Raw genomic sequence first — 26,335 nt, forward strand, 5'->3', positions numbered from 1 at the left:
CCCGTCCCCGCCGAAGCCGAGGTGAGTCGTCGTGCTGCTCGAAGTGCGTGATCTGCATGTGGAGTTCAGGACCAGGGACGGGGTCGCCAAGGCCGTCAACGGGGTCGACTACGCGGTGGACGCGGGGGAGACCCTCGCCGTGCTGGGGGAGTCCGGGTCGGGGAAGTCCGTGACCGCGCAGGCGATCATGGGGATCCTCGACACACCGCCAGGAAAGGTCACCGGCGGGGAGATCGTCTTCCAGGGCCAGGACCTGCTCACGCTCAAGGAGGACGAGCGGCGCAGGATCCGCGGCGCCGAGATGGCGATGATCTTCCAGGACGCGCTCTCCTCCCTGAACCCGGTGCTCTCCGTCGGCGACCAGCTCGGCGAGATGTTCGTCGTGCACCGCGGGATGTCGAAGAAGGACGCCCGCGCGAAGGCCGTCGAGCTGATGGACCACGTGCGGATCCCCGCGGCCAAGGAGCGCGTCAAGGACTACCCCCACCAGTTCTCCGGCGGCATGCGCCAACGCATCATGATCGCGATGGCCCTCGCCCTGGAGCCCGCGCTGATCATCGCCGACGAGCCGACCACCGCCCTGGACGTCACCGTCCAGGCCCAGGTGATGGACCTGCTCGCCGAACTCCAGCGCGAGTACCACATGGGGCTCATCCTCATCACCCACGACCTCGGTGTCGTCGCGGACGTCGCCGACCGGATCGCCGTCATGTACGCGGGCCGGATCGTCGAGCAGGCGCCCGTCCACGACATCTACAAGGCCCCCGCCCACCCCTACACGCGCGGTCTCCTCGACTCCATCCCCCGTCTCGACCAGAAGGGCCAGGAGCTGTACGCGATCAAGGGACTGCCGCCCAACTTGATGAACATCCCTCCGGGTTGCGCGTTCAACCCCCGCTGCCCGATGGCCCGGGACGTGTGCCGGACGGATGTACCACCCCTGTACGAAGTGGACGGTGGTGTTGACGGCATGGACAAGAGGGATGACATGGACGGCGGACGGACCAGTGCCTGCCACTTCTGGACGGAGTGCCTCCATGGTTGAGCCGATCCTGGAAGTGGGTGGACTGGTCAAGCACTACCCGTTGACCCAGGGCGTCCTGTTCAAGAGACAGGTCGGTGCCGTCAAGGCCGTCGACGGGGTGGACTTCACCCTCCACAAGGGAGAGACCCTCGGCATCGTCGGAGAGTCCGGCTGCGGCAAGTCCACCGTCGCCAAGATGCTGGTCAATCTGGAGCGGCCGACGCAAGGGTTGATCAAGTACAAGGGCGAGGACATCACCAAGCTGTCCGGCAAGGCCCTCAAGTCGGTCCGCCGCAACATCCAGATGGTGTTCCAGGACCCCTACACCTCGCTCAACCCCCGGATGACGGTCGGCGACATCATCGGGGAGCCGTACGACATCCACCCCGAGGTGGCCCCCAAGGGCGACCGCCGCAAGAAGGTCCAGGACCTGCTGGACGTCGTCGGCCTCAACCCCGAGTACATCAACCGCTATCCGCACCAGTTCTCCGGCGGCCAGCGCCAACGCATCGGCATCGCGCGCGGGTTGGCCCTGCGCCCGGAGGTGATCGTCGCCGACGAACCGGTCTCCGCCCTCGACGTCTCCGTCCAGGCCCAGGTGATCAACCTCCTCGACCGGCTCCAGAGCGACTTCGAGCTGTCGTACCTCTTCATCGCCCACGACCTGTCGATCGTCCGGCACATCTCGGACCGGGTCGGGGTGATGTACCTCGGGCGGATCGTGGAGATCGGCAAGGACGCCGAGATCTACGACCACCCCACGCACCCGTACACCCAGGCGCTGCTGTCCGCGGTGCCGGTGCCCGACCCGGAGGCCCGTGAGCACCGCGAGCGGATCATCCTGGCCGGAGACGTCCCGTCCCCGACGAACATCCCCTCCGGCTGCCGCTTCCGCACCCGCTGCTGGAAGGCACGGGAACGCTGCGCCCTGGAGGTGCCCGCGCTGGCGGTCCCGGCGGAGTTCCGGCACACGAACGGACCGGAGGCCCATGACTCGGCCTGCCACTTCGCCGAGACCCTGTCCGTCAGCCCTTCCACGCCGGGCGGGGCCGTGCCGCCCGAGGAGCCGGAGTAACACGGAGGCAACTTCGCCGACCCGGTCTCGATATACGGACACGTCAGGCTGAGGAACGTACGGCCGTGCGGGTGCCGTAAACGGGCCGGGGCGCGCCATGTCGCCCCGGCCCGTTGCCGTGCTACACCAGGCCCAACGACCGCTTCAGGAAGTCCAGCTGAAGCAGCAGCAGGTTCTCGGCGACCGTCTCCTGCGGGGTCATGTGGGTCACCCCGGACAGCGGCAGCACCTCGTGCGGGCGGCCGGCGGCGAGCAGGGCCGAGGACAGCCGCAGGGAGTGGGCGACCACCACGTTGTCGTCCGCGAGGCCATGGATGATCATCATCGGGCGGTGCGGCTCCACCGCGTCCACCAGGCCCTCGTCGTCGACCAGGGAGTTGCGCCGGTAGACCTCGGGCTGCTCGTCCGGGTGTCCGATGTACCGCTCCTGGTAGTGGGTGTCGTACAGGCGCAGATCGGTGACCGGGGCGCCGACCACCGCCGCGTGGAACACGTCCGGGCGGCGCAGGGCGGCGAGGGCCGCCAGATAGCCGCCGAAGGACCAGCCGCGGATCGCGACCCGGTCCAGGTCGAGCGGGAAGTCCTCGGCGAGCGCCTGGAGCGCGTCGACCTGGTCCTGGAGGACCACCTCCGCCAGGTCGTCCCGGACGGCCTTCTCCCAGGCGGGGGAGCGGCCCGGGGTGCCCCGGCCGTCGGCCACGACGACCGCGAAACCCTGGTCGGCGAACCACTGCGAGGTGAGGTGGGGATTGTGGGCGGCGACCACCCGCTGACCGTGCGGACCCCCGTACGGGTCGAGCAAAACCGGAAGGGGGCTGTCACCGGCGTAGTCCTGCGGCATAAGCACGGCGCACGGGATCCTGCGTGCGCCCCCCTCGATGAGGGTCACGCGCGGGGTCAAACCGGGATCTTCCGCATACGACGTGACAGTCGCCGTCTCCTTGCCGTCGCGCAGCACCCGCGCCCGGGCGCCCGGCCGGTCGAGGCTCGCGGACACCAGCACGGTCACGCCCCCGGCACGCACCGCGGAATGCACGCCGGGCTCCTGTGACACGCGCTCCACGCCGAGCTCGTTCACCCGATAGACGTGCACCTCGCCGGTCTCCGGTGACTCGGCACGCGTGCCGGCCGAGGCCGAGACCAGCACGTCGTCCGCGGTCACGTCCAGCACCGCGCGGATGTGCAACTGGGGCCCGGTCAGGGGCCGTTCGCCGACCGCGAGGACCCGCGCGCCCCCCTCGTCGGCGATCCGCACGAGCTGCCCCGAGGGACTCCAGCAGGGCACGCCAGGGAAAAGATCCAGCCAAATCGGATCTTCGTCCGCGTGCACCATCCGGGTCGCGCCGGACTCCGGGTCCACCGCCAGATACAGCTGACTGCGCTGGTCGCGCGCCTGTACGAGCAGCAGTGGAGCACCCGCCGCTGACCAGTGCACATGGGCCAGATACGGATACCGCGCACGGTCCCAGGAGACCTCCGTGCGCGCCCCGCCCAGGTCGATCACGAACAGCCGTACGTCCGCGTTGGGGGTGCCCGCCGCCGGGTACGGGACGTGTTGTGGATCACGCTCGGGATGGGCCGGATCGGAGATCCACCAGCGCCGCACCGGCGTGTCGTCCACCCGTGCGACCAGCAGTCGGTCCGACTCCGGCGACCACCAGAAGCCCCGGGTGCGGCCCATCTCCTCGGCCGCGACGAACTCCGCCAGGCCGTAGGTGACTTGATCCGACTCGGGCCCGGCGAGCACCCGGTCGTCCTCGCCCTCGGCGCCCACGATCCGCAGGGCGCCCCGCGCGACGTACGCGACGTGCCGCCCGTCGGGCGCCGGACGGGGGTCGATCACCGGTCCGGGCACGGGCAGTTCACGTGCCGTGCCGGCCCGCAGCTCCGCCGTGAAAAGCCGCCCTGACAAGGCGAAAGAGGCCAACTCGACGGCCGCGTCGGTGGCGTAGCCGACCACGCCCGCACCGCCCTCGCGGCTGCGCTCGCGCCGGGCCCGCTCCTCGGGCGACAGCCGCTCCTCGGCGCCGCCCAGGAGGGCGCGCGGGTCGGCGGCCACGCGCTCCCCGCCGTCCGCCGTGTCGAGCACCCACAGTGAATTGGCCCGATCGGTGCCGGAGTTGGAGCGCAGGAAGGCGACACGCGACCCGTCGGGAGCCACGGTGAACGCGCGCGGCGCGCCGAGAGTGAAGCGCTGGGTGCGGGCGTGCCGACGGGGAAAGGAGTCAGGCTCAGTCGTCATGACCCGACCATATTGGCCATGCGCCCCCTTGTGCGGCCGTGCGCCGACCGATGCGCAGCCACGGATAGTTATGATCACTACCGCATAGTGGGTATGAACCTGCTGGCTGACGTATGGATTTATCTGCCCCCTGGTCCGACCCCCCGCGTCCCTGGGATCTTTGGAGGTGAGCCGCCGTGGCACTCTCGATTTCGGCGGTGGTGCTGCTGGCGATCGTCGTCTTCCTTCTGATCAAGAAGTCGGGTCTGAAGGGCGGACACGCGGTCGTGTGCATCCTGCTCGGCTTCTATCTCGCGGCTTCCTCGATCGCCCCGACGATCAGCGAGCTGACGACGAACATCGCGGGCATGATCGGCAGTATCAAGTTCTGACCCGTCCTCGACGACCCGGCTGCGCGGGACTGTCGGTGGCCCCTCGTAGGCTGGGGCCATGACGGAACAGCCCGCTCGGCGTCTGCTCCTGGTGCACGCGCACCCGGACGACGAGTCGATCAACAACGGCGCGACCATGGCCAGGTACGCGGCCGAGGGCGCTCGGGTGACCCTGGTCACCTGCACCCTCGGCGAGCTCGGCGAGGTCATCCCGCCCGGGCTGCGCCACCTGACCGGCGCCGCCCTCGGCGAGTACCGCCGCGGCGAGCTCACCGCGGCCATGGCTGAGCTCGGCGTCGCGGACTTCCGCCTGCTTGGGGGCGCCGGGCGCTACCAGGACTCCGGAATGATGGGCCTGCCGGACAACGACGACCCCGCCTGCTTCTGGCAGGCCGACGTCGACACCGCCGCCGCCCACCTCGTCGAGGTGATCCTGGAGGTCCGCCCCCAGGTCCTCGTCACCTACGACGAGCACGGCGGGTACGGCCACCCCGACCACATCCAGGCCCACCGCGTCGCCATGCGAGCCGTCGAGCTCGCCGCCGACGCCGGCTGGGAGATCCCGAAGGTCTACTGGAACCGCGTCCCGCGCACGGTCGGCGAGCAGGCCTTCGCCCGCCTCCAGGGCGACCTGGCCGCTCTTCCCTTCGGCAAGGCCGGCGTCCTCGACGACGTACCGGGCGTGGTCGACGACGAGCGGATCACCACGGAGATCGACGGCACCGGGTACGCCGCCGCCAAGAGCGCCGCGATGGCCGCGCACGCCACCCAGATCGAGGTGTCGGGGGCGTACTTCGCGCTCTCCAACGAACTCGCGCAACCCCTCTTCACCACCGAGTACTACGAATTGGTGAGAGGGGAACACGGCAGCACCAGGGAGACCGACCTGTTCGCGGGGATCGAGGTCCCCGGGATCGAGTCTCCCGGAATCGAGGGCACGTCATGAGCGACCGGACGTCGATGCTGGCCCAGCCCCTGCAACGCCCGTCCGCCGGCCGGGCCGCCGCCTACCTCGGCCTCTTCGTGCTCGGCGCGCTCGTCGGGCTCGCCGGGGCGCTCGTGCAGGGTGGCTGGTTCCCCTGGGGCCTGCTGCTCGCCCTGCTCGGTGAGGCAGGACTGCTGCTCGGCGGGGCCCGCGCGGCCGACAGCCGGGCCGGGGCCGTCGCGCCCGCCGGCGGCTGGATGGTCGCCGTCATCTTCCTCACCGCCAGCCGCCCGGAAGGCGACTTCGTCTTCGCCGCGGGAGCCGGCTCCTACCTCTTCCTGCTCGGCGGCATGGCAGTTGCTGTGATCTGCGCCACCCTTGGGTCGGGGCGGCAACCGGGCGGCGGTCCCGTCCGACTTGGCAAGTGACGTACCACTTCTCCGCATCGGATGCGTGCGAGTCCCGTGTGGGTTTCCCCGGCGGTCGTGGGATACGGGCCAGAAGTGGCCAGTATGGTGGTGCGCGCCGCCGACGCCCGAAGCAGTGAGGTCGAAACGGGCGGCGGAGCCAACCAGGAGAACCTGCCTTGAGTCGTGAAACTGACAGTCCGTCCTCCGGGCCCAACGGGCGCGGCGGAGCCGCCTACCCCTCGGGTACGCCGCCGTACGGGACGCCCCAGGTGTCCGACGGCGGTCCGGACGCGGGCCGTTCGGGCGCGCAGCCGGAGGAGCGCAAGACCGAGACCACGCTGACGACCCGGATCCGGATCAACATCCCGGGGTCGCGGCCGATTCCGCCGGTCGTCGTGCGCCAGCCCGTCGGTGAGACGGACAGCTCCGTCGACCGGGGTGCGGAGACAGAGTCGCCGGCGCCGAGTTCCTCCTCGACCACGGGCACCGTCGAACTGCCCGCCGAACCCGCCCCGCCCGCCGAGGAGAAGGCGAGCGACTGGTTCGCGCCCCGCAAGTCCGGCCCCGCCAAGGGCGGTCCGGGCGGCGGTGGGACCAACGGGGCCGGTCTGCCGGGCGGTTCGGGTGCGGGTGCGCCCGCAGCGCCGGGTGCGGCCGCGGGTGCCGGTGGCGCTGGTGGTGCCGGTGCGTCAGGGCCCCGCCAGGGCGGTTCCGGCGCGGCGGGCGGTGCACGTCCTGCCGGCCGGCCCGGCGGCGTGGTCGGATCCATGAGCGTGCCGGGCGGCTCGCGCTCCGGCGGTACGAACGGCGCCGGGCTCCCGGGCGCGACCGGCGGCCCGGTGGCCCCCGGCCACGGCGGCGGCACCGGCTCCTTCGACGTCACCGAGGCTCTCAACGCGGGCCCGCTGGGCCCCGGCCAGCGCGGCCAGGAACCCCGCCGCGACGACCTCCCGTACTTCGCGGAGAACGGCAACGGCACCGCTGCCGGACCGAACGGCGAGAACGGCCAGGGCGGCTACGGCGGCCAGGGCGGTCAGTCAGGCCAGTCCGGCCAGTCCGGGCAGGACGTCCTGAACGGTCAGGGCGGCTTCGGCGGGCAGAGCGGCCAGGGCGGCCCCGCCGGTCAGAGCGGCTTCGGCACGCAGGGCGGCTCCGGCGGCCCGGGCGGTCAGAACGGCGGCATCGACTACGGCGGCCAGGGCGGCCGGATCGACTACGGCGGCGGCTTCGGCGGACCGGAGGGCCCCGGCGGCCCGGGCGGACCCCAGGGCCCCGCGGGCCCCACGGGCGGCCCGGTCACCGGTGACGGCCCGGTCGTACCGCCCGCCGGACCGGACCCCTTCGCCAGGGCCGAGTCCTTCACCGGACCAGACGGCTTCGGTGGCGAGCCCTTCAACGGCGCCGACGGCTTCGGCGGTCAAAGTGGCCCAGCTGGTCAAGGCGGCCCTGCTGGTCAGGCTCCCAACGGCCAGGTCGGCCCGGGCAGCTCCCGAGGCCCCGGCGGCACCCGTGGCCGCAGCGGCCCCAGCGCCCCCAACGGCGTCAGCGGCCCCAACGGCATCGGCGCCCGCCCCGGCGCTCCCGCCGGTCCTGGCGGCCCCGGCGGTCCTCCCACGCTCGGTGGCGCCCCCGGCGCGGCCCTCGGCGCCGGTCCCGGTCTCGGCACGGCCCCCGGCACCGGCACGGCCCCCGGCACCGGCATGGGCCCCGGCGGCGGCCTGAGCGACGACACCGCGATCCTCACCCCGCAGAAGCCGGCCCCCGGACCGGGCACCCCCGGACCCGGCGCCCCCGGCTACGGCAACCCGGACAACGTCTCCGGACACACCGTCACCAGCGGCATCCCGGTCGTGCCCCCGGGCACCCAGGGTCCGGGCGGCGCCGACACCCGTACCGCCCCGAAGGCACCCGGCACCGCCGCGCAGAACACCGCGGCCTCGTCGAAGAAGAAAAAGAAGGGCCGCAGCAAGCTCGCGATGGTCGGCGGCACCGTGGTCCTCCTCGGTGTCGGCGCCTACGGGGCCGGTCTGCTGATGAACCGTTCCGACGTCCCCAAGGGCACCACCGTGCTCGGCGTCGACATCGGCGGCGGCACCCGCGACGACGCCGTCAAGAAGCTCGACGACTCCCTCGGCAAGTCGGTCGAAGCACCCCTGAAGCTCTCGGTCGACGGCAGGACCATCGAGCTCAAGCCGGACCAGGCGGGCCTCCAGCTCGACGACCAGGCCACGGTCGCCGCGGCCGCGAAGAGCGACTACAACCCCGTCTCGGTCATCGGCTCCCTCTTCGGCAACCACCGGATCGTCGACCCGGTCATGCCGGTCGACGAGGAGAAGCTCCAGGCGGCCCTGGAGAACGCCTCGGGCGGCACCGGCTCGGCCACCGACGGCACGATCAAGTTCAAGAACGGCAAGGCCGTCGCCGTCTACGGCAAGGCCGGCAAGGGCATCGACGTCGCCAGGTCGACCACCGCGGTCGAGGAGGCATACCGCACCCAGGTGGAGACCGGCACCTCCGGCACGGTCACGCTCCCGACGACCACCAAGCAGCCGTCGGTGTCCAACGCCGAGGTCGACCGGATGATGAAGGAGTTCGCGGAGCCCGCGATGTCCGGACTCGTCACGATCAAGACCGACGCGACGCACAGCATCGACTTCGGTGCGGTGTCCCTGCCGAAGATCCTCGGGTTCAAGGCCGTCGGCGGCAAGCTCGTGGAGACGTACAACCTGGAGGCGCTCAAGGAGGCGTACGGCGCCACCTTCGCCGGCGTGCAGATCAACGGCGCCAGCGGCAAGCGGGACGTCCTGCCGCAGGACGTCGCCTCCGCACTGGGCAAGGCACTGCGCGGCAAGACGGCGGCGCAGCGCGTCGTGGTCATCGACACCAACCCGAGCTGAGCCGCCCGCACCGACGGAGACCGCTCCGGAGTGCCGCTGACATGACATCTGTCATGCGGCACTCCGGACGGCCGACACTGCCCGCCGTCGCACCCGCGGCGCCACCATGGCCGTATGACAACGACAGCCCCGGTGGTCGCCTTCGACCAGGTGAGCAAGGCATACGGCGAGGTACGCGCCGTCGACGGACTGACCCTGACCCTGCGGCCGGGGGAGACCGTGGCGCTGCTCGGCCCCAACGGCGCCGGCAAGTCGACCACCCTCGATCTGCTGCTCGGCCTCAAGCAGCCCGACGGCGGCAGCGTCCGTCTCTTCGGCACCACCCCGCGTGAGGCGATCGTCGCCGGTCGGGTGGGCGCGATGCTCCAGAGCGGCGGCCTGATGGACGAGGTCACGGTCGCGGAGCTGGTCCGGCTGGCCTGTGCCCTGCACCCGAAGCCGTACAAGCCCAACGACGTCCTCGCCCGCGCCGGAGTCGCCCAGATCGCCGACCGCAAGGTCAACAAGCTCTCCGGCGGCCAGGCCCAGCGGGTCCGTTTCGCCCTCGCGACCGCCGGCGACAGCGACCTGATCGTCCTGGACGAGCCGACCACCGGCATGGACGTCACCACCCGGCAGGCCTTCTGGGCCACCATGCGCGAACAGGCCGACCAGGGCCGTACGGTCCTCTTCGCCACCCACTACCTGGAGGAAGCGGACGCCATCGCCGACCGGGTGCTGGTGCTGCACCGGGGCCGGCTGCTGGCCGACGGCACGGCGGCCGAGATCAAGGCGAAGGCGGGGGCCCGCAGGATCGCGTTCGACCTGGACGGTGTGATCGACGAGGCGCCTCTGCGCGAACTGCCCTTTCTCACCAGCATCGACATCTCCGCGCAGACCGTCCGCATCCAGTCCACCGACGCCGACGCCACCGTCCACGCCCTCTACGGCCTCGGCCTCTACCCCCGCAATCTCGAAGTCGCCGGGCTCGGCCTGGAGCAGGCATTCGTCGCCATCACCGCCGCCGAGGAGGCCAAGCAGTCATGAACAGCCTGATCAAGCTGGAACTCACCCGCGCCCTGCGCAACCGGAAGTTCCTGTTCTTCTCGGTGATGTACCCGTCGCTGCTGTTCCTGATCATCGCGGGCAACGCCGACAGCACCAGCAAGGTCGACGGCACGGGCCTGACCCTGCCGACCTACATGATGGTCTCCATGGCCTCCTTCGGCGCCCTGACCGCCGTCCTGATGGGCAACAGCGAGCGCATCGCCAAGGAGCGGGAGGGCGGCTGGGTACGGCAGCTGCGGCTGACGACCCTCCCGGGGCGCGGCTACGTCCTCGCGAAGACGGCGAGCGCGGCCGTGGTGAGCCTGCCCTCGATCGTGATCGTGTTCGTCGTCGCCGCGGCCGTGAAGGACGTACGCCTGGACGCCTGGCAGTGGCTCGCCCTCACCGGCGCGATCTGGGCCGGCAGCCTGGTCTTCGCCGCGCTCGGCGTCGCCATCGGCTACCTCGCCACCGGTGACGCGGTCCGGCCGATCACGATGATCACCTACTTCGGCCTGTCGATGCTGGGCGGCCTGTGGATGCCGACGACGACGTTCCCGCAGTGGCTCCAGGACATCGCCAAGTGGCTGCCCACGCACGCGTACGCTGCCCTCGGGCAGGCCATCGAACAGAGCCGCGCCCCGCACGCACAGGACATCGCCATCCTGGTCGTCTCGTTCGCCCTGTTCGCGGGCGGCGCGGCCTGGCTGTACCGGAAGGACACGTTGAAGGCGTGAGCGGCACCGGCGTCGGCATCGGGCAGCGCCCGGAGACCCGCAAGCAGCTGATGGTCAAGATGCTGTGGACGGGGATCTGGCTGGTCTACCTCAGCGCGCCCGTCTCGGACCTCCTGCACGGCGGCCACAGTGTCGTGGCCGTCGTCCTCGGCTGGCTCGGCCTCGCGTGCTTCGTCGCCTGGTACCTGGCCCTGCTGTTCCGCACCGGCCGCCGCAACGCCCAGGAGTTCGTGCTCGGTTCGCTCGCGGTGCTGTCCGCGGAGTCGACCGTCCTCGTCCTCACCCTGGGCCGCGAGTGGCTCGTGCTCTTCGTGTACGTGTCGATCGCGTCCGGCGCGGCCCTGCCGCTGCGGCTCGCCCGCCTGACGATCCCGGCCGTGTCCGCCGTCATGGCGGGCCTGGCCCTGGTCGTCGCCGACGGCACGGACTACATCGGCGCCCTGCTCATCCCGGCGCTCCTCGGCGGCTTCGCGATGACGGGGGTGCGTGAACTCATCCGTACGACCATAGAGTTGCGGGAGGCCAGGGCGCGGGTCGCGCAGCTCGCCGCCAACGAGGAACGGCTGCGCCTCGCCAGGGACCTGCACGACCTGCTCGGTCACTCCCTGTCCCTCATCACCCTCAAGAGCGAGCTGGCGGGCCGGATGCTGCCCGCCCACCCCGACAAGGCCGCCCAGCAGGTCGCCGACATCGAACAGGTCAGCCGCCAGGCCCTGGTGGACGTCCGCGAGGCCGTCACCGGCTACCGGCGTCCCCGCCTCGCCGCGGAACTCGCCGGTGCCCAGGTCGCGTTGACGGCCGCCGGAGTCACCGCCGCGATCCCCGCCGAACCCGAACTCACCGGCGTCCCCGAGGACCGCGAGGCGGCCCTCGCCTGGGCCCTGCGCGAGGCGATCACCAACGTCGTACGGCACAGCGGGGCCCGGCGCTGCACGGTCGAGCTGCTGCGCCGGCAGACCCTCGACGGACCGATGCTCGAACTCGCCGTGGAGGACGACGGATCGGGCGGCTCCGGCAAGGGGCACGGCAACGGCCTCACCGGCCTCACCGAACGCCTGGAGAAGGCCGGCGGCACCCTGGAGGCCACCGGCACCCGGCACGGCTTCCGGCTCGTCGCCCGCGTGCCCGCCGGTACCGCGGCCGACGTAGGATCCGCCCCATGACGAGCCGCACGATCAAGGTCCTGCTCGCCGAGGACCAGTCGATGGTCCGCGAGGCGCTGGCCGCACTGCTCGGCCTGGAGGACGACATCGAGGTCGTCGCCCAAGTCGCCCGCGGCGACGAGGTCCTGGCGGCGGCCCGCGCCCACGACATCGACGTGGCCCTCATGGACATCGAGATGCCCGGCGCCACCGGCATAGAGGCGGCGGCCCAGCTCCACGAAGAGCTCCCGGCGGTCAAGCTGGTCATCCTCACGACCTTCGGCCGCCCCGGCTACCTCCGCAGCGCGATGGAGTCGGGTGCCGACGCCTTCCTGGTCAAGGACGCCCCGGCGGCCCAACTGGCGGCAGCGGTGCGCAAGGTCCTGGCGGGCGAGCGGGTCATCGACCCCACCCTGGCGGCGGCGGCCCTGGCGGAGGGCGCGAACCCTCTGACGGACCGCGAACGCGAGGTCCTGCGGGCAGCGGCCGACGGCTCCACCAACGCCGAACTGGCGACCACCCTGCACCTCTCGCAGGGCACGGTCCGCAACTACCTGTCGACGGCGATCCAGAAACTGGCGGTACGGAACAGGGCGGAGGCGGTGAGGATCGCGCGTGAGAAGGGGTGGCTCTGATCGCCGCCCAGGGCAACTGACTCAGGGGCGCGGGACTGTGTCGATATGCGGCTCCGCCGCGTGGGCGCGACCAGCCACGACGCACCCGCAGACGCCCACGGCCGTCAGTTCAACCTCGCTCGCGCCGCATGAGCCTGCTGACGAACTTTCGCCGCCGCTACCTCATCCACCGCCGCCACCACCCCCGCATACGCCTCCAACTCCCCGGCCCCCTCGACGAAGTCACCCCGCTGCACCAGCAACTGCGCCCGCTCGTACCGCAGTCGGGCCGGATGCGAAGGCAAAAGCAGCGCCAACTCCACAGCCCACAGCCCCACATCCGACCGCTCCGGCCGAGCCGCCGCCCACGCCCGCACGTTGTTCAGGATCCGCTGCACCACCTCCAGCGGATCGGCCGGACGCAGCATGGACGGGTCCAGCGAAGCCCCCGTCGCCCCCGCCACCAGCACCTCGGCGTCGGAGCCCGCCAGCACCCGCCCGCCGTCGAAGGGATCCGCCAGCACCTGCTCCTCCGGCGGCCCGAAGCCCACCACGAAGTGCCCCGGCAGACCCACCCCGTACACCGGCGCCCCCGCCCGCCGGGCCACCTCCATCCACACCACGGACAGTAGGATCGGCAGACCCCTGCGCCGCCGCAGCACCTCGTGCAGCAGCGAGGACTCCAGGCGCTGATAGTCCGCGGCGGAGCCGCGGAACCCGCACCGGTCCCCGAGCAGCTCCCGCAGCGACACCGCCCACGACCGCGGCCCACCCGGCCGGAACGGCAACCGCCCCGCCAGCTCGTCGAGTTCGATCTGGGCCGTGTCGATCCCGGCCTCGTCGAGGGTGCCGTCCGCCTGCGCCGCCACCAGCAGGCACAGCGCGGACAGATCCGGCCGCTCGGACCGCGCCTCCTCGGCGAACCGCCGTCGCAGCGCGGCGGAACGCTCGGACGGGGGCGGGTGCGGCGGCGGGTACGGGGGATTCGGGGGACGCATAGCTGGCTCGTGCCCTTTCGCGGCGATCGCTACTACCGCGCGGCGCCGGAGACATCCGGCTCGCGGTAGTGGTGGTAGGCGTGGTGCGCGCTGAACCCCATCCGCTCGTACAGCGCCCGCGCCCCGGCGTTGTCCGACTCGACCTGGAGCCACGCGGCCGACGCGCCCTCCTCCAGCGCCCGCTGTGCCAGCGCCGCCATCACGGTCGAGGCCAGCCCCCGTCGCCGTAGCGCGGGATCCACCTCGACCGCGGCGAACCCCGCCCAGCGGCCGTCGACGACACACCGCCCGATCGCGGCCGGTGCCCCTCCCGTCTCCGAGGGGACCGTGGCGAACCACACCGAGGGCCCGCTCCCGAGCACCCGCAGCGCGACCTCGCTCACGCCCTTGCGCTGATAGCGCGCCAGCCAGCCCGCGTCGGCCTCCCGGGACAGGACCACACCGTCACCGGAACGGTCCGCGACCGGTGCCAAGCCCCCCGTCCACAGCTCCGCGGTCACCTCCCGCGTCCACCCGCGCGCCTCCAGCTCCGCGCACAGCACCTCCTGGGTGCCCGCGGCGCCGGTCGCGGTCTGTACGTACGCCGGCAGCCCACGCTCGCCGTACCACCGCCGTACGGCGGCCAGGGCCTCGTCGAGCGGCAGTCCGGGGTCGCCGAGCGGCAGGACGGAGTTGGCGCGGCGGGTGAACCCGGAGGCGGCGCGCAGCTCCCACTCACCGAGCCGCTCGCTCTCCACCGGGCGCCAGCCGCGCGCGGTGATCCGGGCCAGTTCCTCGTACGAGGCGGCGGGCCCCCGGCGGCGGGCCGGCGCGGCGGGCACGACCTTGCCCGCCACCAGCGCGGATTCCGGAATGCGGACGCGTTCGCCGTCCCGTCGCGTGATCATCAGCACACCGGCATCCCATGATGTGAGAACACCCACCGTGTCGGTGAACTTCTCGTGCGTGACGGCGGTTTCGTCCAGGGACCGCACGGACACCCGTTTCCCCACGTCAGCAGCGGAGATACGGACGACGAGGCGCCCCGCGGCGGAGATTTCCACAGGTCAGTTCACCCCTCCTGTTCGGATCATGGCCAAGAACGGAGATACTAGGGGCGGGCATCGACGACGCCGCGCTCCCGCGCGCGAGGCGGCGGAGCCTGAGGAGGCCCGCCAGCGCCCTATGGAGGAGGAACGACAGCGTGACCTACGTCATCGCGCAGCCTTGTGTCGACGTGAAGGACAAGGCCTGCATCGAGGAGTGCCCGGTCGACTGCATCTACGAGGGCTCCCGGTCCTTGTACATCCACCCGGACGAATGCGTCGACTGTGGTGCCTGTGAGCCGGTGTGCCCGGTCGAGGCGATCTTCTACGAGGACGACACCCCGGATGAGTGGAAGGACTACTACAAGGCGAACGTCGAGTTCTTCGACGACCTCGGTTCGCCCGGTGGCGCCAGCAAGCTCGGCCTGATCGAGCGGGACCACCCGTTCATCGCCGCGCTGCCGCCGCAGGCCTGATCATCCGGCACCCCCAGGCGTGCCGCCTCGGTCCCGTACGGCCTGATCGTCACTGATCACGGCGGTACGGGACCGAGGCGTTTTGCCGTACGACCCGAAAGTGAGCGCGACAGCCGTGTCCGCAGTCTCCGACCGCCTGCCCACCTTCCCCTGGGACAAGCTGGAGCCGTACAAGAAGAAGGCTCTCGAGCACCCCGGCGGCATCGTCGACCTCTCCGTCGGCACCCCCGTCGACCCGGTCCCCGACCTGATCCAGAAGGCCCTGATCGACGCGGCTGACTCCCCGGGCTATCCGACGGTCTGGGGCACCCCGGCGCTGCGCGACGCGATCACCGGCTGGGTCGAGCGACGCCTGGGCGCCCGCGGGGTCACCCACCGGCACGTGCTGCCCATCGTCGGCTCCAAGGAACTCGTCGCCTGGCTCCCCACCCAGCTGGGCCTGGGCCCCGGCGACCGGGTCGCCTACCCGCGTCTCGCGTACCCGACGTACGAGGTCGGCGCGCGCCTGGCCCGGGCCGACTACGAGGTCTACGACGACCCCACCGAGCTGGACCCGGCGGGCCTGAAGTTCCTGTGGCTCAACTCCCCGTCCAACCCGACCGGCAAGGTGCTCTCCAAGGACGAGCTGACGAGGATCGTCGCCTGGGCCCGGTCCCACGGCATCCTGCTCTTCTCCGACGAGTGCTACCTGGAGCTCGGCTGGGAGGCCGACCCCGTCTCGGTGCTCCACCCGGACGTGAACGGCGGCTCGTACGACGGCATCGTGGCCGTCCACTCGCTCTCCAAGCGGTCCAACCTCGCGGGCTACCGCGCGGCCTTCCTGGCGGGCGACCCGGCGGTCCTGGCACCCCTCCTGGAGATCCGCAAGCACGGCGGCATGATGACGTCGGCGCCGACGCAGGCGGCGGTGGTGGCGGCCCTCGGCGACGACACGCACGTGCGTGAGCAGCGCGAACGCTACGCGGCCCGCAGGGCGCTGCTGCGCGAGGCCCTCCTGGACCACGGCTTCCGCATCGAGCACAGCGAGGCCAGCCTCTACCTGTGGGCCACCCGGGACGAGTCCTGCTGGTCCACCGTCGACCACCTGGCCGACCGGGGCATCCTGGTGGCGCCGGGCGACTTCTACGGCGAGGCCGGCGAGAAGTTCGTCCGCGTGGCCCTGACGGCGACGGACGAGCGGGTCCGGGCGGCCGTGGAACGTCTGTGACCGCTTCTGCCGTACGGCGGTGACTGTTTCCGCCGTACGTCTGTGACCGCTTCTGCCGCACGGCGGTGACTGTTTCTGCCGTACGGCGAAGGGGCCCGGAGAGATCTCCGGGCCCCTTGCTCGTGTGCGCGGGGTACTAGCCGAGCGGGAGGCTCTTGACCGGCAGGGTGTCCGCCGACGGCAGGCCGCCGCCCTTGGTGAGGGAGTCGGTCGGCAGGCCGCCCTTCGTGGCCGTGGACGTCGTGTCCCCGAGGAGGCCCCCGGCGGAACCGGCGGCCTCGCCCGCCGTCTTCTGCGCGGCCGGAGCCGCCTTCTTCACGGCCTTGCCGCCGGTCTTGCCCGCGGTCGGCACGGCCTTCTCGACCGCCTTGCCACCGGCCTTGCCCGCGGTCCCGGCCAGGTTCTGCGCCGCACCGTCCACCGTGTTGCCGACGTGCGCCCCGTCCAGAGCGGTCAGGCCACCGAGGTTCGGGGTGGCCGGCAGCTGCGCGGGGGCCGCACTGGCGGCGCCGGCCGCACCGACCCCGGCTGCCGCTCCCGCAGCGACGAGCAGCGCGGCACGGGCGATCCTGCGGGTCAGGGGGAGGGACATGTTGCTCCTTCGACGAGGAAACGTTGCTAGGACGCCGTGACTACCGCTCGAAGCCGACGAAGGTTGCGGAGGCCCAACGTAAAGAGTTGGCAATGCGTCGCATTATCACCTCCGGATAAAAACGGGCAAAAAGCTACCGGTCTGAAAGTCCGTCGAATCCTTGGAGCCCTTTGTTCTCAAGGGTTCTGGCGGATACGGGGGTGACGCGGCGAAAACCTGCGCACACCCGCTCCCGCCGCGGCCGGACGTGACCCTCCCAGGTGATCTTCCGAACTACCGTGCCGTGAGGATCCGCACCGACGCCGTGGAGCTCTCGCCGCCCGCCGGACGCCACTGGCTGTCCGTGCTGCCCGCGGTCCACTGCCGCCCGGCGTACGAGACCCGCTCGATGCGCAGCGCGGAGGAGTTGGCGACGGCCCAGTGCGCGAGCTGCCAGCCGCGTTCCGTGAGACTGCGGCCGGCGCCCCGGCGCGTGTCCTTGCGCACCGGAAGGGTCACGGTCCGCCCGTCACCGGGGGCGGACAGCGTGCGCGGCGACGCCTTGCCGCCCACCTCCGCCGCGGTCGTGTCCAACACGTCCCGCCCGAAGTCCCGTACGAGGGCCGAGCGCACCGCGTCCGGGCCCGTGGCGGCCTGCTGAGTCGTGGCGCCCGCCGAGCCGGTGGCGGCCGCCTGTGCGGGGTCCTGGCGGCCGTCACAGGTCAGGGTGGCCGCCGAGGTGCCGGTGAGGGCGGCGGCGAGCACGGTGGCGTCCGGCTCGTGCTTGGCGTACGCCTCCGGATAGCCGCTGCGCTGCACCCGCTGCGCTGCGACGGTCAGCGGCAGCTTCTGGTAGTCCGCCACCTTGACCAGGTGCTTGTAGAACTCGCCCGCCGCGTAGGTCGGGTCGAGGATCTCCTGCGGGGTGCCCCAGCCCTGCGAGGGACGCTGCTGGAACAGGCCCAGCGAGTCGCGGTCGCCGTGCGAGATGTTGCGCAGCCCCGACTCCTGGAGCGCGGTGGCCAGCGCGATGGCCACGGCCCGCTCGGGCAGCCCGCGCCCGGTGCCGACGGCGGTGATCGTCGCCGCGTTCACCGCCTGCTCGGGCGTGAACTCGTACGACGGTCCGCCCGCCTCGCCGGAGACGACCTTGCATCCCGGACCGCCCGAACCTCCGGTGACGTACTGCACCACGAGGTAACCGGCGACCGCGCACAGGATCACGAGGGCCGCCGCGAAACGCAGGAGGCGGCCACGGCGCTTGCGGGTAGGGGGCAACGGCTCTGGCATCCGCACAAGATACTGGAGAGTACTGAGGAGCCAGAGCCCGATGGGGACAGAGGGGCGGGCAGCGGGGGGCGCTAGGGTCGACAGCATGGCCGACACCCCTCTTGACCTTTCCCTCGACGCGGCTCAGCTCACCGCGCAGCTCGTCGACTTCCCCTCCGAGAGCGGCACCGAGAAGCCCCTGGCGGACGCGATCGAGACCGCCCTGCGCGCCCTGCCGCACCTCACGGTCGACCGGCACGGCAACAACGTCGTCGCCCGCACGCACCTCGGCCGCCCGGAACGCGTCATCCTCGCCGGCCACATCGACACCGTGCCCATCGCCGGAAACGTCCCCTCCCGGCTCGACGACGAGGGGTACCTCTGGGGCTGCGGCACCTGCGACATGAAGTCCGGTGTCGCGGTCCAGCTGCGCATCGCGGCGACCGTCCCCGAGCCCAACCGCGACCTCACGTTCATCTTCTACGACAACGAAGAGGTCGCGGCCCACCTCAACGGCCTGGGACACGTGGCCGAGGCCCACCCGGAGTGGCTGGAGGGCGACTTCGCGGTCCTGCTGGAGCCCACGGACAACCAGGTCGAGGGCGGCTGCCAGGGAACCCTGCGGGTGCTGCTGACGTTCAAGGGAGAGCGTGCGCACTCCGCGCGCGCGTGGATGGGGTCCAACGCGATCCACAAGGCCGCCCCGGCCCTCGCCAAGCTGGCCGCGTACGAGCCGCGCAAGCCGGTCGTCGACGGCCTCCAGTACCACGAGGGCCTCAACGCGGTCGGTGTGACGGGCGGCGTGGCCACCAACGTCATCCCCGACTCCTGCGTCCTGACGGTCAACTTCCGTTACGCGCCCGACCGCAGCGAGGCCGAGGCGGAGGCCTTCGTGCGGGACTTCTTCGCGGACTGCGGCGTCGACGAGTTCACCGTCGACGACCACACCGGCGGCGCCCGCCCCGGCCTCACCCACCCCGTCGCGCAGGCCTTCATGGCCGCGGTCGGCGGCGTCGCCCGCCCCAAGTTCGGCTGGACCGACGTCTCCCGCTTCAGCGCGCTCGGCGTGCCCGCGGTGAACTACAGCCCCGGTGAGCCGCTGCTCGCGCACAAGGTGGACGAGCGGGTGAAGGTCTCGCTGATCCCGGAGGCGGAGCAGAAGCTGAGGGCCTGGCTGACGGCGTGAGGTGAGCCGGCGCGGTGCGGCGTGGCTGACGGGCCGAGGTCGGTCGGCGCGGTGGCGCTTCGTGCCGGACACGCGGACGTCCCCCCTCCGTAACCCGCGTAGATCTACGCTGAGATGGAAAGACCAGGCAAGCGGAGGGAGCGCACATGGCTACCGGGAACCCCGAGGGCAAGAAGCAGCCGCCGGAGGAGCAGCGCCTGGGACCGGTCCTCCGCAGGCGGGACCAGGTCACGGCGAGCACGACCGACCAGCGTCTGCTGGACGCGGGCGGCCCCTCGGACTGGGTCCACACCGACCCCTGGCGCGTGCTTCGCATCCAGTCGGAGTTCATCGAGGGCTTCGGCACCCTCGCCGAACTCCCGCCCGCGATCAGCGTGTTCGGCTCCGCCCGGACACCGGCCGACTCCCCGGAGTACGAGGCGGGTGTGCGGCTCGGGCGAGGCCTGGTGGAGGCCGGTTTCGCCGTCATCACCGGCGGCGGCCCCGGCGCCATGGAGGCGGCCAACAAGGGCGCCTGCGAGGCCAAGGGCACCTCGGTGGGCCTCGGCATCGAGCTGCCCTTCGAGCAGGGGCTCAACCCCTACGTCGACATCGGCCTCAACTTCCGCTACTTCTTCGTCCGCAAGATGATGTTCGTGAAGTACGCGCAGGGCTTCGTCGTCCTCCCGGGCGGCCTCGGCACCCTCGACGAGCTCTTCGAGGCCCTGACCCTGGTCCAGACCCAGAAGGTCACCCGCTTCCCGATCGTGCTGTTCGGCAGCGCGTACTGGGGCGGCCTGGTCGACTGGCTCAAGAACACCCTGGTCGCCCAGGGCAAGGCCTCGGAGAAGGACCTGCTCCTGTTCCACGTGACGGACGACGTGGACGAGGCGGTGGCGCTGGTGTCCAAGGAGGCGGGACGCTAGCGCTGGGCTTGAACCGGGGTCCCTGAAGGGGCCTCGTCCTCGAACGCCGGAGGGGACGCATGCGGCATGTCAGCCCTCCGGCGTTACGCCAGCCCCCGACGCGCGACCGCCGGTGGCCGGTGCCCCGCGATCGACGCCACCATGTCCAGCACCTGCCGGGTCTCCGCCACCTCGTGCACCCGGTACACCTGCGCCCCCAGCCAGGCCGACACCGCCGTCGTCGCCAGCGTCCCGACCACCCGCTCCTTCACCGGCTTGTCCAGCGTCTCGCCGACGAAGTCCTTGTTGGACAGCGACACCAGCACCGGCCACCCGGTGGAGACCATCTCCCCGAGCCGCCGCGTCGCCTCCAGGCTGTGCCGCGTGTTCTTCCCGAAGTCGTGCCCGGGATCGATCAGCACCGACTCCCGGGGCACCCCGAGCGAGACCGCCCGCTCGGCGAGTCCCACGGTGACCCGCAGGATGTCGGCCATGACGTCGTCGTACGTCACCCGGTGCGGCCGGGTACGCGGCTCCGCGCCCCCCGCATGCGTGCACACCAGCCCCGCCCCGTACCGCGCCGCGACATCCGCGAGCCCCGGATCGACCCCGCCCCACGCGTCGTTCAGGAGATCCGCCCCCGCCTCGCACACCGCCTCGCCGACGGACGCCCGCCAGGTGTCGACGCTGATGATCACGTCGGGGAACCGCCGCCGCACCTCCGCCACGAACCCCACGGTCCGTCGCGCCTCCTCCTCGGCGGACACCTCTTCGCCGGGCCCGGCCTTGACCCCGCCGATGTCGATGATGGCGGCGCCCTCGGCCACCGCCTGCTCCACGCGCGCGAGGGCGGGCTCGTCGAGGAACGTGGCCCCCTGGTCGTAGAAGGAGTCGGGGGTCCGGTTCACGATCGCCATGATCACCGGCTCGTGCGCTTCGAAGGAGCGCCTGCCCAGCCTGAGCATCCCCTGTGACCTCACTTCCCACGTCTGTGTCCTCGGCTTCAGCCGCCTGTGTCTTCGGCTTCCGCGGCCGCCTGCGACCCTAACTGTCAGACTCGCATGGCACGATCGGACCCTGACACATTCGACGCCGGCGGCCGGCCGCCGGCAGGGACCATGGGGACCTCAGCGATGGTTATGTTCTTGTTCCTGGTCATCGCGCTCGCGGTCGTCGTCGCCGCGGTGACGCTCGCCGTGGTGGGCGGCGGCGAGAGCGACGGTCCGCTGCCCGACGTCGCCCCCGAGCGGCTCCAGGACCCCCTGCCGCCCGACCGCCCGGTGGACCGCGCCGACATCGACAGCCTGCGCTTCCCGCTCGCCGCCCGCGGCTACCGCATGGCCGACGTCGACGACGCCCTCAGCCGGCTCGGCGCCGAACTCGCCGAGCGGGACGCCCGGATCGCCGACCTGGAGTCCGCGCTGGCCGGCGCCCAGGCCACCGCCCACGTGAGCATGGAGAAGCCGGACCACGGCCACGAGGAGCAGCGGTGACCGGCGCCGCCCTCGCCGGCCCGGACGGCGCGCTGCGCTGCCCCTGGGCGCTGTCCACCCCGGACTACGTGGCGTACCACGACGAGGAGTGGGGCCGCCCCGTCCACGGCGACGACGCCCTGTACGAACGCCTCAGCCTGGAGGCCTTCCAGTCCGGCCTGTCCTGGATCACGATCCTGCGCCGCCGCGAGACCTTCCGGGCGGCCTTCGCGGGCTTCGAGATCGCCAAGGTTGCGACCTTCGACGAGTCCGACCGCGAGCGCCTGCTCCTGGACCCCGGGATCATCCGCAACCGCGCGAAGGTCGACGCGACGCTGGCCAACGCGCGCGTGCTGGCGGAATGGACCCCGGGGGAGCTGGACGAGCTGATCTGGTCCCACGCGCCGGCCCCGCGCCCGGCCCCGAAGACGCTCGGTGACGTCCCGGCCGTCACCCCGGAGTCCACGGCCCTGTCGAAGGCCCTGAAGAAGCGCGGCCTGCGCTTCGTGGGCCCCACGACGGCGTACGCCCTGATGCAGGCCTGCGGACTGGTGGACGACCACCTGGAGACGTGCGTCGCGCGAACGGGCTGAGCCCCGGCGGCCCGGGTGCGGGCCGAGGACTCGGATGCCTAGCGGCCCAGGTACTCGGGCGCCTGCTTGTTCACGAACGCCCGTACGGCGATCGCGTGGTCCTCGGAGGCCCCGGCCCGGGTCTGGAGCTCGTCCTCCTTGTCCAGGGTCTCCGACAGGCTGTGGGTGGCCCCGTAGGCCAGCGACTCCTTGATCGCCCCGTACGCCACCGTCGGCCCCGAGGCCAGCGCCCGCGCCACCTTCTCCGCCTCCGCGGGCAGATCGGTGGACGGCACCAGACGGTTCACGATCCCGAGGTCGTGCGCGTCCCGGGCCGACATGGTCCGCGGGAAGAGCAGCAGGTCGGCGGCCCGGCCCGGACCCACCACGCGCGGCAGCGTCCACGAGATGCCCGAGTCCGCGGTCAGCGCCACGCCCGCGAACGACGTGTTGAAGGCCGCGGTGTCCGCCGCCACCCGGTAGTCGGCCGCGAGCGCGATCCCGAAGCCGGCGCCCGCCGCGACCCCGTTCACCCCGGCCACCACCGGCTTGGGCATCTCGGTCAGGGCGCGCACCACCGGGTTGTAGTGCTCCTTGACCGTGCTCATGACCTCCGTCGAGCCGTCGGCCAGCAGCCCGATGTGCTCCTTGAGGTCCTGGCCCACGCAGAAGGCCCGCTCCCCGGCCGCGGTCAGCAGCACGGCCCGTACGGCGTCGTCCTGCGCCGCCGACTCGACCGCCTCCCGCAGAGCGACCTTCGTGGCGATGTTCAGCGCGTTCATCGCCTCGGGGCGGTTCAGCGTGATCGTCGCGAGTCCGTCGCTCACCTCGTAGAGCACGGTGTCGGTCATGGCGTATCCCCTCCGCTGCGTCCGATGGACCCGATGTCCACAGCACAGCATGGCGGAGATCGTCGTCCGGGGACCGGACCGGACGTGTGACCTGCGTCAAAGAATTCGGGAGCGTTCCCAGCGGGTCCGGATCCGCGCGGTGGCGGAGTATCGCAGCCACATCGCCGAATTGAGTGGTTTTGCTCGCGCGCGTTGCCCAAGCGATGCCGACTGATGTTGGTCATCGGGTCCCGCGATGCGGGATAATGGCCTGGAAGCAATGTGTTCGATGCCGGTGTCGCGTGTCCCACTTTGACGCGCGTGCCCTCCAGGGCCGTCGGCTTTGGCGATGAGCTGGTTTCAGGAAGGGGAACGAGCATGGCGGCCATGAAGCCGCGGACGGGCGATGGCCCGCTCGAGGTGACCAAGGAGGGGCGGGGCATCGTCATGCGCGTTCCGCTCGAAGGCGGCGGTCGGCTCGTCGTCGAGCTGACCCCTGACGAGGCCGACGCGCTCGGCGACGCCCTCAAGAAGGTCGTCGGCTGACGCGGAAGCGACCATACCCTTTCGGCTGCCCCGGCATCTCCTGAGGTGCCGGGGCAGCGGTCTGCCCGGACGGACACCCGGATGGCGGTACGGGCCGGAAGCGGCTGCTCCCGGAGCTGCCGATGCCGATGCCGATGCCGATGCCGGTCTCGGCATCGGTGCCGGTCTCGCTATCGCTTGACGGCGCAGAGCAGCCCGTCGCCGACCGGCAGCAGTGACGGCAGCAGCTCCTGGGTCTCGCGGACGGCCCGCAGCAGTTCCCTCAGCCGCAGCACTTCCGTCGGCTGCGGTCCCGAGTCCACCGTGCGGCCGTTGGCGAAGACGCCCTCGAAGACCACGAGGCCACCCGTACGCAGCAGGCGCAACGATTCAGCGAGATAGTCCATGACCTCCTGCCGGTCGCCGTCACAGAAGACCAGGTCATACCCCGCGTCGGCGAGGCGGGGCAGGACGTCCAGCGCGCGGCCCGGGATGAAGCGGGCCCGGTTGCTGGCGAAACCGCAGGCGCGGAAGGCCTGGCGGGCGAACTGCTGGTGCTCCGGCTCGGGGTCCACGGTGGTCAGCACCCCGTCGGGGCGCATGCCGTGCAGCAGATGGATGCCGGAGACACCGGTGCCGGTGCCGATCTCGGCCACCGCCTTCGCGTCCACGGAGGCCGCCAGCAACCGCAGCGCCGCGCCCGTGCCGGGCGACACCGAGCGCAGCCCCGCCTCACGGGCCCGGTCGCGGGCCCAGAGCAGCACTTCGTCCTCGGCGACGTAGGCGTCGGCGAACGCCCAGCTCGTCTGCCGGTTGGCGGTAATGGCCCTCTCCTTGCCCCGTGGTTGCCTGGGCGTGACTGTATCCGTTGGCGTCGGGAACCCGCAGATGGGACCGGGCGTTTAGAGGGGTGGAGACGCACCCGGGGGGACACAGTTGGATCACGATGACGAGCAGGCCCTCGAGCAACTGCTGACGCAGGGGACCGAGTGGTATCAGCCCAGATCAAATTCTCGTAAAACCGCTTATCCGGAGCTAACGGGCGAGGTGGCTATGGTAGGGGCTCCACTGGAGACAACCAGAGCCGACAGGGGAGGTGCGGCCGCGCCTGGGGATCGTGGGGGAGTGCTGCGGCGCTTCCTCGGATCGGCGGGCAGGCCGAAATCCGTGAACGACACCGCTGACCACAGCCACGCCGGCGACTACGCCCAGACCGCGACCTTCGCCACCGACGCGGACGGGCAGGCGTGGACTCCGCCCACCTGGGAGGAGATCGTCAGCACGCACAGCGGCCGCGTCTACCGCCTCGCGTACCGCCTCACCGGCAACCAGCACGACGCCGAGGACCTCACGCAGGAGGTCTTCGTCCGCGTCTTCCGCTCGCTGTCGACGTACACACCGGGCACCTTCGAGGGCTGGCTGCACCGCATCACCACCAACCTCTTCCTGGACATGGTCCGCCGCAAGCAGCGCATCCGCTTCGACGCCCTCGGTGAGGACGCGGCCGAGCGACTGCCCAGCCGTGAGCCCTCCCCCCAGCAGGTCTTCAACGACGCCCACTTCGACGCGGACGTCCAGCAGGCCCTCGACACCCTCGCGCCGGAATTCCGCGCCGCGGTCGTCCTGTGCGACATCGAGGGACTGTCGTACGAGGAGATCGCCGCGACCCTGGGCGTCAAGCTGGGCACCGTGCGCTCGCGGATCCACCGCGGCCGTTCCCAGCTGCGCAAGGCCCTCGCCCACCGCTCCCCGGAGGCCCGCGCCGAGCGCCGTTCCTTCATGGCCCGGGTCCCCGCGCTGGGAGGAGGGGGCGCGCCCGCGTGAGTGGATCACTGCCCAAACCCGGCGAGGGAAGCCTCGCGGAACAGCATCTGGGAGACCGACTCGCCGCCCTGGTGGACGGCGAGCTCGGTCATGCCACGCGTGAGCGTGTCCTCGCGCATCTCGCCACCTGCGCGAAGTGCAAGGCGGAGGCGGACGCACAGCGCCGCCTGAAGAACGTCTTCGCGGAGGCCGCCCCGCCGCCGCCCTCCGAGAGCTTCCTCGCCCGCCTCCAGGGGCTGCCCGGAGGTGATCCGGAGGACGGCGACAGCTCGCCGTTCGGCGGGGGAGGCATCGGAGGACTGTCGGGACGACCCGGCGCCGGGGCCTTCGGGGTGAGACGTGGCGATCGCTTCGAGTTCGACTACGTCCCCGCAGGCACGCACGCGGGGGTGCTTCCGCCCGTCGCCGGCCGGGGTTTCCGCATCCATGACGTCAGCCGCCACGAGGCCGAGCGCTCCGCCTCGCGCGGTATGCGGATCGCGTTCGTCGCCGCCGGGGCGGTGTCGCTCGCCGCGATCGCGCTGGGCGGCGTGACCACCGGCGTGCCGGGCGACACCGAGGCCCGCGGGGCCGGCAGCAACGTCACTCCGGCGCGCGCCCCTGGCACGGGAGCGGCGGTGCCGGAGAACCAGCGTCGGCGTGGCGTGGGCCCGCTGCTCGCGCAGGAACAGGGGCAGCGGGCACTGGGCGAAACCCCGGTCGCCCCCACCGAGGCCTCCGCTCCACTGCTCCCGGGTATCCCCGCCCAGGTCCAGCAGGCCGCGCTGCACACCCTCACGGCTCCTGTGGTCGCGGGTGCCGCCGCCATGTCCCCGCTCATACGTCCGCTCAGCGAGACCCCGCCGCTCACCCTGACGTCCCTGTCCCCCACGCCGGACCTCACCGCCACCGGCCTCCTCGCCGCACCCGTCCCGCCGAACACGTCAGCGCCGACGCCCCCCGCCTCCGCCCGCTGACCGGCGCCCTGCTCCGGGGCGCGTGAACCTGGTTGAATCCACAGAGAGGTCGACGCGCCGCGGACGCGGCGGGTCAG

27 protein-coding genes are annotated in these 26,335 nt (G+C 71.9%); 19 read left to right on the forward strand and 8 right to left on the reverse strand.

Annotation, left to right across the window (positions count from 1 at the left end; translation table 11 throughout):
• Window positions 1-31 precede the first annotated feature (31 nt).
• Together AQJ54_RS03325 and AQJ54_RS03330 are read left to right on the forward strand one after the other, a co-directional pair.
• Window positions 32-1,045 (forward strand): ABC transporter ATP-binding protein, encoded by a 1,014-nt coding sequence (locus tag AQJ54_RS03325; protein ID WP_062233738.1) that lies wholly within the window; start codon window positions 32-34, stop codon window positions 1,043-1,045.
• Window positions 1,038-2,099 carry an ABC transporter ATP-binding protein gene (locus AQJ54_RS03330; protein WP_062233741.1) on the forward strand — a complete coding sequence of 354 codons (1,062 nt, stop codon included), beginning with the start codon at window positions 1,038-1,040 and terminating at the stop codon, window positions 2,097-2,099. Before AQJ54_RS03325 ends, AQJ54_RS03330 begins: the two co-directional genes overlap by 8 nt.
• A gap of 121 nt (window positions 2,100-2,220) precedes the next feature.
• On the opposite strand, the gene AQJ54_RS03335 is transcribed toward AQJ54_RS03330, so the two are convergent.
• Window positions 2,221-4,341, reverse strand: a complete 2,121-nt coding sequence (locus tag AQJ54_RS03335; protein WP_062233744.1) for a S9 family peptidase — start codon at window positions 4,339-4,341, stop codon at window positions 2,221-2,223.
• A gap of 176 nt (window positions 4,342-4,517) precedes the next feature.
• Here AQJ54_RS03335 and AQJ54_RS03340 point away from each other — a divergent pair, with 176 nt between their 5' ends.
• The 8 genes from AQJ54_RS03340 (at window position 4,518) to AQJ54_RS03375 (ending at window position 12,484) form a co-directional block, all read left to right on the forward strand.
• Window positions 4,518-4,712, forward strand: coding sequence for a hypothetical protein (locus AQJ54_RS03340; RefSeq protein WP_020136789.1), 195 nt, complete (start codon window positions 4,518-4,520; stop codon window positions 4,710-4,712).
• A 58-nt stretch (window positions 4,713-4,770) separates the two neighbouring features.
• Window positions 4,771-5,658 (forward strand): N-acetyl-1-D-myo-inositol-2-amino-2-deoxy-alpha-D-glucopyranoside deacetylase, encoded by an 888-nt coding sequence (mshB, locus tag AQJ54_RS03345; protein ID WP_062233747.1) that lies wholly within the window; start codon window positions 4,771-4,773, stop codon window positions 5,656-5,658.
• A complete protein-coding gene (locus AQJ54_RS03350; RefSeq protein ID WP_062023979.1) occupies window positions 5,655-6,065 on the forward strand; it encodes a DUF6113 family protein in 411 nt (136 codons plus the stop codon). Before mshB ends, AQJ54_RS03350 begins: the two co-directional genes overlap by 4 nt.
• Before the next feature lie 158 nt (window positions 6,066-6,223).
• Entirely contained in the window at window positions 6,224-8,944 is a 2,721-nt protein-coding gene (locus AQJ54_RS03355; RefSeq protein ID WP_062233750.1) for a peptidoglycan binding domain-containing protein, read from the forward strand.
• Between the two features lie 114 nt (window positions 8,945-9,058).
• On the forward strand, window positions 9,059-9,970 hold the full coding sequence (locus tag AQJ54_RS03360; RefSeq protein WP_062023982.1) for an ABC transporter ATP-binding protein: 912 nt from the start codon (window positions 9,059-9,061) through the stop codon (window positions 9,968-9,970).
• Window positions 9,967-10,707 (forward strand): ABC transporter permease, encoded by a 741-nt coding sequence (locus AQJ54_RS03365; RefSeq protein WP_062023983.1) that lies wholly within the window; start codon window positions 9,967-9,969, stop codon window positions 10,705-10,707. The genes AQJ54_RS03360 and AQJ54_RS03365 overlap by 4 nt, the downstream gene beginning before the upstream one ends.
• Window positions 10,704-11,870 carry a sensor histidine kinase gene (locus tag AQJ54_RS03370; protein ID WP_062233753.1) on the forward strand — a complete coding sequence of 389 codons (1,167 nt, stop codon included), beginning with the start codon at window positions 10,704-10,706 and terminating at the stop codon, window positions 11,868-11,870. The genes AQJ54_RS03365 and AQJ54_RS03370 overlap by 4 nt, the downstream gene beginning before the upstream one ends.
• Entirely contained in the window at window positions 11,867-12,484 is a 618-nt protein-coding gene (locus AQJ54_RS03375) for a response regulator transcription factor (protein WP_062233756.1), read from the forward strand. The genes AQJ54_RS03370 and AQJ54_RS03375 overlap by 4 nt, the downstream gene beginning before the upstream one ends.
• A 104-nt stretch (window positions 12,485-12,588) precedes the next feature.
• On the opposite strand, the gene AQJ54_RS03380 is transcribed toward AQJ54_RS03375, so the two are convergent.
• Together AQJ54_RS03380 and AQJ54_RS03385 are read right to left on the reverse strand one after the other, a co-directional pair.
• Window positions 12,589-13,461 carry a transglutaminase-like and tetratricopeptide repeat-containing protein gene (locus AQJ54_RS03380; RefSeq protein ID WP_062233759.1) on the reverse strand — a complete coding sequence of 291 codons (873 nt, stop codon included), beginning with the start codon at window positions 13,459-13,461 and terminating at the stop codon, window positions 12,589-12,591.
• A gap of 32 nt (window positions 13,462-13,493) precedes the next feature.
• A complete protein-coding gene (locus AQJ54_RS03385) occupies window positions 13,494-14,504 on the reverse strand; it encodes a GNAT family N-acetyltransferase (protein WP_062233762.1) in 1,011 nt (336 codons plus the stop codon).
• Window positions 14,505-14,644: 140 nt separating this feature from the next.
• Between AQJ54_RS03385 and fdxA the strand changes: the two genes are divergently transcribed.
• The gene (gene fdxA / locus AQJ54_RS03390; RefSeq protein WP_020136779.1) at window positions 14,645-14,962 is read left to right on the forward strand and encodes a ferredoxin; all 318 of its coding nucleotides are present in this window, start codon (window positions 14,645-14,647) and stop codon (window positions 14,960-14,962) included.
• Between the two features lie 115 nt (window positions 14,963-15,077).
• Window positions 15,078-16,169, forward strand: a complete 1,092-nt coding sequence (locus AQJ54_RS03395; protein ID WP_062233765.1) for a bifunctional succinyldiaminopimelate transaminase/glutamate-prephenate aminotransferase — start codon at window positions 15,078-15,080, stop codon at window positions 16,167-16,169.
• Window positions 16,170-16,305: 136 nt separating this feature from the next.
• Here the strand turns inward: AQJ54_RS03395 and AQJ54_RS03400 are convergent, their stop codons facing one another.
• Window positions 16,306-16,761, reverse strand: coding sequence for a hypothetical protein (locus AQJ54_RS03400; RefSeq protein WP_030320691.1), 456 nt, complete (start codon window positions 16,759-16,761; stop codon window positions 16,306-16,308).
• A gap of 273 nt (window positions 16,762-17,034) precedes the next feature.
• Window positions 17,035-18,030, reverse strand: coding sequence for a VldE C-terminal domain-containing protein (locus AQJ54_RS03405; protein WP_079069723.1), 996 nt, complete (start codon window positions 18,028-18,030; stop codon window positions 17,035-17,037).
• Window positions 18,031-18,115: 85 nt separating this feature from the next.
• Between AQJ54_RS03405 and dapE the strand changes: the two genes are divergently transcribed.
• The gene (gene dapE / locus AQJ54_RS03410) at window positions 18,116-19,195 is read left to right on the forward strand and encodes a succinyl-diaminopimelate desuccinylase (protein WP_062233770.1); all 1,080 of its coding nucleotides are present in this window, start codon (window positions 18,116-18,118) and stop codon (window positions 19,193-19,195) included.
• Window positions 19,196-19,341: 146 nt separating this feature from the next.
• Window positions 19,342-20,100: an LOG family protein gene (locus tag AQJ54_RS03415; protein ID WP_020136774.1), complete on the forward strand. Its 759-nt coding sequence runs from the start codon at window positions 19,342-19,344 to the stop codon at window positions 20,098-20,100.
• Between the two features lie 83 nt (window positions 20,101-20,183).
• Here the strand turns inward: AQJ54_RS03415 and folP are convergent, their stop codons facing one another.
• On the reverse strand, window positions 20,184-21,044 hold the full coding sequence (gene folP / locus AQJ54_RS03420) for a dihydropteroate synthase (RefSeq protein ID WP_062233773.1): 861 nt from the start codon (window positions 21,042-21,044) through the stop codon (window positions 20,184-20,186).
• 174 nt (window positions 21,045-21,218) lie between these two features.
• Between folP and AQJ54_RS03425 the strand changes: the two genes are divergently transcribed.
• Entirely contained in the window at window positions 21,219-21,572 is a 354-nt protein-coding gene (locus tag AQJ54_RS03425) for a DivIVA domain-containing protein (RefSeq protein ID WP_062023995.1), read from the forward strand.
• Complete coding sequence (locus AQJ54_RS03430; RefSeq protein WP_062023996.1) at window positions 21,569-22,144, forward strand: DNA-3-methyladenine glycosylase I; 576 nt, start codon at window positions 21,569-21,571, stop codon at window positions 22,142-22,144. Before AQJ54_RS03425 ends, AQJ54_RS03430 begins: the two co-directional genes overlap by 4 nt.
• A gap of 38 nt (window positions 22,145-22,182) precedes the next feature.
• On the opposite strand, the gene chcB is transcribed toward AQJ54_RS03430, so the two are convergent.
• Window positions 22,183-22,974, reverse strand: a complete 792-nt coding sequence (gene chcB / locus AQJ54_RS03435) for a 2-cyclohexenylcarbonyl CoA isomerase (protein ID WP_062023998.1) — start codon at window positions 22,972-22,974, stop codon at window positions 22,183-22,185.
• Between the two features lie 357 nt (window positions 22,975-23,331).
• Here chcB and AQJ54_RS43205 point away from each other — a divergent pair, with 357 nt between their 5' ends.
• The gene (locus AQJ54_RS43205; RefSeq protein ID WP_003966491.1) at window positions 23,332-23,499 is read left to right on the forward strand and encodes a DUF3117 domain-containing protein; all 168 of its coding nucleotides are present in this window, start codon (window positions 23,332-23,334) and stop codon (window positions 23,497-23,499) included.
• Window positions 23,500-23,669: 170 nt separating this feature from the next.
• Here AQJ54_RS43205 and AQJ54_RS03440 read toward each other — a convergent pair whose 3' ends face one another.
• Complete coding sequence (locus tag AQJ54_RS03440; protein ID WP_079069724.1) at window positions 23,670-24,302, reverse strand: O-methyltransferase; 633 nt, start codon at window positions 24,300-24,302, stop codon at window positions 23,670-23,672.
• 301 nt (window positions 24,303-24,603) lie between these two features.
• Between AQJ54_RS03440 and sigE the strand changes: the two genes are divergently transcribed.
• Window positions 24,604-25,302, forward strand: coding sequence for an RNA polymerase sigma factor SigE (sigE, locus tag AQJ54_RS03445; protein ID WP_062023999.1), 699 nt, complete (start codon window positions 24,604-24,606; stop codon window positions 25,300-25,302).
• Window positions 25,299-26,258: a zf-HC2 domain-containing protein gene (locus AQJ54_RS03450; protein ID WP_062233774.1), complete on the forward strand. Its 960-nt coding sequence runs from the start codon at window positions 25,299-25,301 to the stop codon at window positions 26,256-26,258. The genes sigE and AQJ54_RS03450 overlap by 4 nt, the downstream gene beginning before the upstream one ends.
• The last annotated feature ends 77 nt before the right edge of the window (window positions 26,259-26,335 follow it).

It is taken from the genome of Streptomyces griseorubiginosus, from assembly GCF_001514195.1.
GTDB lineage: Bacteria > Actinomycetota > Actinomycetes > Streptomycetales > Streptomycetaceae > Streptomyces > Streptomyces griseorubiginosus.